8 protein-coding genes are annotated in these 8542 nt (G+C 59.6%); 3 read left to right on the top strand and 5 right to left on the bottom strand.

Going from position 1 to position 8542, the window contains the following annotated elements:
• The first annotated feature begins 285 nt into the window (after positions 1-285).
• The 3 genes from IRZ24_RS13195 to IRZ24_RS13185 all read left to right on the top strand — a co-directional run bounded on the left by IRZ24_RS13195 (position 286) and on the right by IRZ24_RS13185 (position 1821).
• Entirely contained in the window at positions 286-699 is a 414-nt protein-coding gene (locus IRZ24_RS13195) for a tetratricopeptide repeat protein (RefSeq protein ID WP_297164999.1), read from the top strand.
• Between the two features lie 35 nt (positions 700-734).
• The gene (locus tag IRZ24_RS13190; RefSeq protein ID WP_297164998.1) at positions 735-1385 is read left to right on the top strand and encodes a hypothetical protein; all 651 of its coding nucleotides are present in this window, start codon (positions 735-737) and stop codon (positions 1383-1385) included.
• A 103-nt stretch (positions 1386-1488) separates the two neighbouring features.
• Entirely contained in the window at positions 1489-1821 is a 333-nt protein-coding gene (locus tag IRZ24_RS13185; RefSeq protein WP_297164996.1) for a hypothetical protein, read from the top strand.
• A gap of 398 nt (positions 1822-2219) precedes the next feature.
• On the opposite strand, the gene IRZ24_RS13180 is transcribed toward IRZ24_RS13185, so the two are convergent.
• The 5 genes from IRZ24_RS13180 to IRZ24_RS13160 form a co-directional block, all read right to left on the bottom strand.
• A complete protein-coding gene (locus IRZ24_RS13180; protein WP_297164994.1) occupies positions 2220-3629 on the bottom strand; it encodes a HEAT repeat domain-containing protein in 1410 nt (469 codons plus the stop codon).
• 166 nt (positions 3630-3795) lie between these two features.
• Positions 3796-4347, bottom strand: a complete 552-nt coding sequence (locus tag IRZ24_RS13175) for an RNA polymerase sigma factor (RefSeq protein ID WP_297164992.1) — start codon at positions 4345-4347, stop codon at positions 3796-3798.
• Between the two features lie 514 nt (positions 4348-4861).
• Positions 4862-5749 carry a hypothetical protein gene (locus tag IRZ24_RS13170; protein ID WP_297164990.1) on the bottom strand — a complete coding sequence of 296 codons (888 nt, stop codon included), beginning with the start codon at positions 5747-5749 and terminating at the stop codon, positions 4862-4864.
• A 193-nt stretch (positions 5750-5942) separates the two neighbouring features.
• Positions 5943-6134: a hypothetical protein gene (locus IRZ24_RS13165; protein WP_297164988.1), complete on the bottom strand. Its 192-nt coding sequence runs from the start codon at positions 6132-6134 to the stop codon at positions 5943-5945.
• A 405-nt stretch (positions 6135-6539) separates the two neighbouring features.
• On the bottom strand, positions 6540-8426 hold the full coding sequence (locus IRZ24_RS13160; protein ID WP_297164986.1) for a cellulose binding domain-containing protein: 1887 nt from the start codon (positions 8424-8426) through the stop codon (positions 6540-6542).
• Positions 8427-8542: the final 116 nt, after the last annotated feature.

Genomic DNA, 8542 nt, shown 5'->3' with positions numbered 1-8542 from the left:
TACTATACTCCTGACGAGCAGCGGTCCCTTAAGGGAGAGTGAGCAGGCAGGAAGAGAATGGAAGCGACTCTGCATTGCATCCTCTATCCATGGGCATGGGCTTAAAGCTGTAGACAGCAAGCTCTGCAATTTTTTATGATTTAATTCTCTCTTATGGGTCTAGTCACAGCATCTGCTCGTCATTGAGATCATTTCCTCTACAGGTGCTTTCTGTGGAAAAAGTCTGGTCTGTTGACAAGGCCTATAGCGCCAGCTCGCAGCTCACGCTGAGCAAGAGCGGCTACGATGACGACACTTGACGCCTGCCGAGTCCACCGGGCAGTGAGCAGCCTCGACGTTGCCTCTTGGCTCATTTCTGGAGCAGACGACCGCCGAGCAAGCCCCTCTCAGCCTGGCGTGACACTCGCCAGGCTGGACAATAGTGACGAGGCTGTAGCCGCCTATGACCAGGCCCTAACTCTTTATAAAGAGCTATTGCAGAGGAATCTCCGCGAGGCGGAGAGCTGGTTAAGGAAAGGGTTCGTCCTGGAAGCACTCAAACGAAGAGCTGAGGCGCTGGCGGCCTATGAGATGGCCCTGCGGCTTGATCCCACGAATGTCGCTGCCTGGGCGGCAAAGGATGATTGCTTGCTGCAACCGGAGCAATATGGCGAGGCTCTGGAGACCTGCGATCAATGTCAATTCCTCTCCATAGGGTGAGCAAGCAAACGCCGTTTACACATGGAGGGAACCGGATGCAAGTATCCGACGATTGCAGTGAGCAGCTACTGCGCTGGGTACAGCCTGAACGTAGCCGGAGCTACCTGGTCCTGTGCCGCGGGAGCGTCGAACTGGCCACCGTTGAGCGGGATCAGCAGAGGCCGACGCAGATCCTGGCGACCTGGGGAAAGGAGAGCTGGCTCTTTGTGGGTCAGCAGCTCTTTGATCCTGCAGTCAAGATCTATCCTGGCCCTACCTGTGGCAGGACTGCGCAGGCTCAGCCGCTGGCCTGGCTGGATCATGAAAGTTGCTGGCCGGAGCTGCGCCTGCTGCTAGCCGCTGGCCGCTGCTACTCCTGGCTCTGGCAGAGGGATAGCTCAGAGGCATATTGTACCTGCCGCCTCGCCTCGCCCCAGGGAACGGCCTTGCTGCTGCGCATTCAGATGCCGGCCTCTCAGCGCACGAGCGCCCCGCTGAGACGCTGCAAGCTGCTGCTCTTTCCCAGCGCTAAGAGCCTTCCCGACCTGCCTCTGCTGATTGTCCTCAGTCCCTATCTTCTCTTGCTGGGGCAGCAACTGAGCGGCCCACCCCCAAGGCGATGCACTCTCCTGGCCGAAGACGTGGCCGCAGAGGTGCTTGAAGCGCTTGCAGCTTTCCTCGGAGAGCTGCTCGGTCATCTGCACTGATGTTTCCAGCCAGTTCCTGCCTTTGGCATATGATCACAAGAAGAGGAAAGGCTTCTCCTAGAGAAGAAAGGCAATGCACCCTTTTCTAAAAGGAATAGCGCTGATGCTCCCTCTGCTCCCAGTCAGCGTCGTGATTCTTCTGCCACTGGCCTTTACCCTTTGGACACGTTGGAACAGATGGCAAGATACACCGCAACACGCGCGTGGACGATTCAAACGGATGCTGACGGTCGGCATCCTGGCTGCGCAGCGTCGCTATCGGCGCCGGTTTCTACTGGCGACCGGCGGCGCCGTCCTGGTGGCTCTGCTCATCATCGTTGTGAGCTGGCTGAGCTGGCAATGGAGGGAGCCTGTGGCTCCGCCGCTCTGGTCGCTGCCCTTGTTGATCCTGCTTTGGGCGGCAACGTTCTGCCTGGCTGAAAGCTACGTTCACTAGCGCCTCTGGCATCTGGCCGATCTCTGGCTGTTCGAGCGCGAGCACACTACCCAGGCAGAACCGTTACGGCACCGCATCGTGAAACGTGACCGTCAGCGCCGGCGTTCCGAGCCTGGGCAAGAGCAAGATGGGGGAGCCAGGGACACCAGGAGCGACTGAGTGTCGGCCTCCCGGGGGAGGAACGGCACCTGACAGAAGGCACGAGCCAGGCAGGGGAGAGGCCCGCAGACGCTAGCGCATCAGCAGCCTCCCCTTGAGCCGTGCCCACCAAGGCAAGGCGAGCAAGAACTGCTAGTGACCACTGGGCAGCACTGGGCAGGCGCCATCTCAATCCCATCTCTCAGCAGCGGAGTGCCCGCCCAGAGATGCGACTGAGACAGCGCTGACGACCCGCGCCGTCAGGGATGAACCACCTGGCTCTGGCTGGCCAGGCCGCGACAGGCCTGGTACCAGAGACGCAGATCACAGGGGTCCTGTTCGCAGAGCGGCGCCTCCTGCGTTGTCACCTGCCAGGCCACAGCTAACTCACGCAGCACCGGCGGTTTGTCGTGATCCATTTCGCAGCGGCTTACCCCGATAATAATGACACGCAAACAGGCGTACTCTTCCCCGAAAAAGCGGGACACCCATCCCGTGGTCTGAGTCTGGCGGCAGATCGTAGTCGAAAGCATCAGGGCCTCCTGGCAGGGATACTGCTGGCACTCCTCGGCCAGGAGCTGACCAAGCCGGCGTAGCACCTGATCATCTGAGCACTGGGCGGCCTCCAGCGGTGCGACCGAAGCGCTCAGGCGCAGATCCCGTGGTAAGGCATCAAGCACCTCTTGCAGGCGTCGCTCTGTGGCCTGATAGTGGCACCAGAGCACCAAGACCGGTCCCTGCTCGCTCAGCAGCCATTGAGGCTCCTGCAGAAAGCCACGGCGATCTTCCAGAAAATCGCGCAAGATTAGCAGGGCCTGACGCAGCGGAGGCAGATGCTGACGCCAAGGCATCTCTGTGTGCGCCAGTACTTCATTAAGCTCTGCCAGCGCATCGCGGATCGTCTCCCGCAGGAAAGGTAGCTTAACCTTTTCCAGCGCCTCCAGTAAGTAGGAGCGGGCCAGACGCTTGCCTGAGAAGGCCAAGGCCCACGCTGCCGCTGCAGACACCTCCTGCTCGCTATCGTTGAGCAGGGTCTGACGCAGGGCGCCCAAAGGGGCAGCCTGCCCCAAACGCCCCAAGGCCCAGGCCGCAGCCTCGCGTACCAGCCAACAGCTATCAGCGTGCAGCAAGGTGATCAAGGTCGCCCGCAGGCGTGTCAGCCGCGCCTCTCCTAGCTGCTCATGAGCCAGAAAGGTGGGGATCAGGCGCCCAAGCGACCAGGCGATAGCTTCGCGAACAGTATCGTGCGCCTCGCGCTCCAGCATATTGAGGAGCAGCTCTATTAGTGGCTCACTGCTCAGGCCAACAAGCCGCACCGCCTCCGCACGCACGCACCAGGAAGGATGAGTTAAAGCCAGCCAGAGCGGCCCGCGCGGTAGCGATAGTCCCTGTTCCAGGGCTGTTGCCAGCTCCCGCAGCAGCACCTCACCATCGGCGGGCACGCGACCAGCCAACGGCTTGCCGTCCACACCGGCCTGTGCTCGGGAGGCGCCGCCAGCAGCGACTTGATCGCTGTGCCCCTGATCATCTCTGAGAGGGGACCCCAGAGAGGCCGAGCGTCTGGCTGGCTGGCGCGCTCGTAGGACCGATCGCCTTGAGTTGCGATCAGGATGCAGCTCGCTAATGCGCAGCGGCTCTGTACAAGGTTCAGCGCTGTCCTGATGATACATGAAGCGATCCTCCCCTGCTGTATCTCACAGTTGCGCTCGTTTCTCCCTGCACTCGCGATTACCTCGGGTGACACCTTTGTCCCCTGGTGTGGGCCTTCGCGAGCACGCTTCTGCGCTCATCGCCCGGGCGATGAGCAAATGAACACCCAAATGTCTCATGATCACCTCAGTCGGTGTTATGAACGAGCCGGCGTAAACGCAGTATGCCCTTACGGATGTCATCATTGACTGTGCGCCGGGGACGGCCCGTCTGGGCAGCGATCTGACGCGCCGACTGACCAGAGAAATGTAACATCACTGCCGTCTGCTGATAGGGGGGCAGTGCCTGCAAGCTACGTGCCAGCAGGCGAGCCTGATCACGCCGCTCGACCAGAGCCTCTGGCTGCTCGTCAGCATCGTCAGCCAGATCATCTACCTCCGAGCGCATCTCACCATCAGCGGTAGAGTAATAGTGAATCTGGCTCAGCCGCCGCTGCTTCTGTTCCGTGGCACGGTACTGAGACCAGACCCGCTGCGCGATCTTGAGCAGCCAGGCGCGCGGATGGCGGATCGGCAGAGCGCGCTGACGGAGACTCTGGTAGGCCCGGGCATAGGTCTCATCAACACAGTCATCTACGGCTGAGCAATCCTCGAGTAGCCGCTCAAAATAGCTCTGCAGCACAGGGCGCAGACTGACTAGCTCCGTTTCAATCCCTTGAGAAAGATCGTCCTGCTCCATCGGATAACGAACTCCTCATCTGCGACTTGGCAAACCGCGAAAAATGGAGGAAGACCCGAAAACGGTAGAACGCCCCCTATAACCACCCCAGGAAGGGTAACCTCGCCGCTCTCTTCACCACGCTTCCCTGTCATGGCTACTTCGCCTGCTCTCCACGCTCCGGCGTGGACCAGCCAGCGAGCAGAGCTAGTCAGCGGCATCCGTAGGCCAATCCTCTGCCGATCCAGGACCCGCTGAGTGGTTTGTCCAGGAGCGTTATAAGCCATCGAATGATGCATTGTGCGCTCCTTGTTCGGAAAGTAATGATCCCTATACAAAGCCCTTTCCACCCATGAACGGCGTGATTCAGACATCGATCCAGATGCCTGCCCCGCCTCTAGTATTCCTTGTGCCCCGCCTCTCACGATCTGGCAGAAGTAGCCACGAGCATAGCCCATCTGGGCGAGTGCAATGAACGCAGGGTGTAGAGGAACTGTACGGCGGATAAGCAAGAGACCGGCGAGGAGGTCAGGGGCTACACGCTAGCAGCGGGGGCCTGATTCAACAGAGGCTGGAGCCAGCGACGGCGGGCGTCTGCTAGCACTTCTGCCAGGCGCACATCCAGGCGCGCGGAGGTATTGACCAGGTAGAGACACTGAGCAGTGAAGTAAAAACCTTGGGAGCCTTGCAGAGGGGCAAGCCCGGCCTCTCGCAGGGCACGCGCACATTGCTGCACGCGCACGCTGGGGAGAGGAGCTTCGGTATCAATCAGGAAAATGGCGACGCAAGGACGCAGCAGCTTCACCTGCTCGGCAAAGTGCAGAAAATGAGACTCCTCGATGACTCTGGCTCGCGACTTGCACTCAATCAGCAAGGGACCCTCATCGAGAAAGGCTAAGACGTCCAGATCGCCTGGAATGGGAGGGAAGTTCAGACGCACACTATGGCGCACCGGTACGAGGCGATTGTAGTGCTCCAGACAGTAGAGCCGCAACCACTCAGCAACAAGCCACTCCAGGGTATGGCCCAGATTATGCAGGCAAGCCAGCCCTGGACCCACCACGACAGACGTCTCCTGGCGGAGCAGCAACTCCTGATCAAGCAGCAACTGGAGAAAAGCGCCGCTGGGCAGCCCACCGGAGCTGGCAAGGAGGTCGCCATACGGGCAGGGAAGCCGCTCCAGCAGCCGGCGCAGCGCGTGACGACATGAGGTGGATAACAGATGACGGTAGAGATCTCGTTCACGGTAGCGGCTGCCATTGGGACAGCTCAGCCAGGGCTGGCGAAGCACCAGAGGATCAGTATAGGGCTGGCGAACATGCTGTAACTGCCAGCCGTAACGGGCTAGTTCCTGAGTGAAGCGATCTCCTATGATGACCGCTTCCCGGTCTTCATAAGGCACCGGCACAGATGGGGTCTCCATGCTGCTTCCTTTTGGAGATGCGCTTGTCTGTCGCTGCAACTACGACAAGTAGACGCTTGCCGGCGCCCAGCCAGGTAGCGGAACAGGCCTTGGCATGGACTTAGCCGGCCCGATTGGGCCGTGTTTCATTGAAGGAACTGCACAAGGCAACAGCCAAGGAAGGTGCGGGCCACATACTCGCCAGGGCGATCAATCAAGATCTGGCACGTGGCGGCAAGGCTCCAACCAGGAAGAAGATGCCGAAGATCAGGGGGGCCAGGCTGCCAGGGATGCCAATGATGGCAGCTCGTTCCCCAGCACTGAACCAGAGCACAAACGGAAGAGCAACGGCAACAGCAATCAGGCAGAGACCGGCGACAAGACGCCCAGTGGATGCTTGTCTCAAGATGGGCCTCCCTTCGAGTGCGTGCGCGGGACATCTTGCCGCATGCACGGTGGGCACAGCAGCACTCTCGCGAGCACAGCCTCGCAGACATCAGTGGGGCAAGCAATCTTGCTTGCTTCTATGATACCAGATCATCTGGAAGAAGCGCAATAAGCGCAGCAGTTGTCTGTAAAACCGAGGATCGGGTCCGGGCTGCTGCCCTACCTGAGGCGGCCCGGCTCGCAATGGCGCTGTTCCGCCATGCCGCTGAGCTGCTCTGGACGAAGCGGCTGCCAGAGCTAGCACAGCGGTCAGCCGGCAGAACAGCGCCACCAGGCGAGCCAGGTGAGGAGCGTCTACTACGTCTAGCCAGCGCTGACAGGCAGTTGACAACCTGGCGAACATGTATCTGATGAGAAGCACAGTTTAGATAATCGTGCAGTTGACGCCGTTCAGCCTGAACGCCGTGGGTGGGTTGTTACTTCCGTTCCAGGTTCCGTTAAAGCCAGGTGAAGCCCCTAGCACGCTGCCTGGTGGGATATTGGCATTGTATGAGAGATTGGTCACCGTGACCGTGCTGCCGCTCTGGCTAAAGGAGCCATTCCAGCCCTGGGTCACCGTCTGCCCATTGGCGAAGGTAAACTGAAGCTGCCAACCATTGATTGGCGTGGTGCCCGCGTTAGCGATCTGGAGCGAGGCGCTGAAGCCGCCAGGCCACTGTGCGTTTACCACATAATGAATTGAGCAGGTGGCGCCGGCTCCTGGTGTGGGTGAAGACGTCGGCGTAGGCGAGGGAGCGACAGTCGGCGTAGTTGTCGGTATGGCCGTGGGGGCCGCAGTTGGCGAGGGCAAAGGGGTAGGCGTAGCCGCCGAGCCGCCAGCGATCACATAGGTCACCAACTGACGAGCGGCGATTGTCGCGCTAAAACTATTATTTTGGATGCTCAACGGCGTCTGGGCCTCCGTATTATGGCTGGCGTCGGTCACATAAGGCACGGCACTCGCATTAGCTGGCAGCGCGAGGCCCTGCAGCGAGAGCGTCACTGGCATGGCACTGTAAGAGGTATTGAGCACCACAATGGCCAACGTCCCATTGGTGTTCAGGAAGGCTGTCACTTCCAGCGAGCTATCGCTACTAGTGGCCCCGATGCGCGTTGCACCTGGTCGCACAAAGCGGCTATAGTTGGCGAAGCTCCACAAGCGCTTAGCGGGCATCACCGTCCCATTGACCACATTGATCAGATAGCCGTTGTCGCTGGCATTGAAGTTGACGCCCCACCAATAGAAGAAGGCATTCAAGTTAGCTGCGGTCAGGCCTGTATAGATCTGTTGGGCCCAATAGAAGCCGGAGCCGTCACCGCCGTCGTCCCAGCTATAATCTGCCGAATCGAACTTTGCCCATTCTGTTTGCCAGACATGGCGGCTACCCAGGCCAGTGATAGGAGTTGTTGGCGGAGCGGTATAGCCGTGGCTAGAGAAGAGGTCCAGATAGCTATTGGCCGAGGGATTGGCCAAGATGCCGTTGGCGTAGCTCTGGGCGCTATCCCACCCCTCGCCATCGCAGCAGACCACCTGCGCTGTCACCCCTGCTGCGCGCAGAGTCGGTCCCAGAATCGCCACGAAATCGGCGGTCTGAGTTGGATTCATCACCATACTTGAATAGTACGTTGACAGATTTGGCTCATTGAATGCGCCGATCTGCGTAAGCCGGATACCATCACTAAGGTAGTCGCGATAGTATTGCAGCAAGTAATTGGCGTAGGCCTGGCGCCAGTCGCCGCTGCTGCAGCTCGCACCTGGGGAGCCACAAAGGGAGCCGCCATTGGCCTCACTGCCATTGGTCTTCATGAAGCCAGGAGCACTCCAGGCATCGCCGTAGAACTGGGTGACGCCGTAGCTCTGGGCCTGCTTAGAGAGCCAGACCTGTCCCCAGCTATCATGGTCCCAGACGTAGGTTGGGATCGCATTCGGACTGCCGGGGCTGCTGGGTTCGATGGTATGGGCCTGGTCCGATGGGAGCAGGTTGCGCAGGATCGAAAATCCCGCGCCACTGCTGGTACTGAAGAGAAGATCGAGAATCTGCCGCTGCATGCTACTGGGAGTCTGCTCTAGCTCCTGAGCAGGACCAAAGGCACCAGAGAAGCCAAAGCCATCGATGGTCTGGTAGCGGGTCGCGCCGCTTACGCTAATCACTGGGGCAGCATAGGCTGTTCGCGTTGGGAGGGAGAGAGCGGCGCTGGTCACGAGCGCCATGAGTAGCAACGTGCAGACTAGGATCGTCGTGGCTCTCCTTGCCGGCTGCATAGAGGACATGACTTTTCCTCCTTGAATTGACAAAAAGTGCTGACTTGACTTGTGTGCTAGCTAAAGCACTTCATACAATGCTCACTATTTTTGCTGTGAGACAGGTATCTAATCTACTTCTTGTC

It is taken from the genome of Thermogemmatispora sp. (genome assembly GCF_019683755.1).
Taxonomy (GTDB): Bacteria; Chloroflexota; Ktedonobacteria; order Ktedonobacterales; family Ktedonobacteraceae; genus Thermogemmatispora.
The sequence above is the reverse complement of the archived record's forward strand: the minus strand, read 5'-3'. Positions and strand labels throughout refer to the sequence as shown.

Excerpts from the sequence above, each read along its gene's own strand:
- IRZ24_RS13180 (WP_297164994.1), bottom strand. The coding sequence starts at position 3,629 with ATGTATCATCAGGACAGCGCTGAACCTTGTACAGAGCCGCTGCGCATT.
- IRZ24_RS13195 (WP_297164999.1), top strand. The coding sequence starts at position 286 with ATGACGACACTTGACGCCTGCCGAGTCCACCGGGCAGTGAGCAGCCTC.
- IRZ24_RS13185 (WP_297164996.1), top strand. The coding sequence starts at position 1,489 with ATGCTCCCTCTGCTCCCAGTCAGCGTCGTGATTCTTCTGCCACTGGCC.
- IRZ24_RS13170 (WP_297164990.1), bottom strand. The coding sequence starts at position 5,749 with ATGGAGACCCCATCTGTGCCGGTGCCTTATGAAGACCGGGAAGCGGTC.
- IRZ24_RS13190 (WP_297164998.1), top strand. The coding sequence starts at position 735 with ATGCAAGTATCCGACGATTGCAGTGAGCAGCTACTGCGCTGGGTACAG.
- IRZ24_RS13175 (WP_297164992.1), bottom strand. The coding sequence starts at position 4,347 with ATGGAGCAGGACGATCTTTCTCAAGGGATTGAAACGGAGCTAGTCAGT.
- IRZ24_RS13160 (WP_297164986.1), bottom strand. The coding sequence starts at position 8,426 with ATGTCCTCTATGCAGCCGGCAAGGAGAGCCACGACGATCCTAGTCTGC.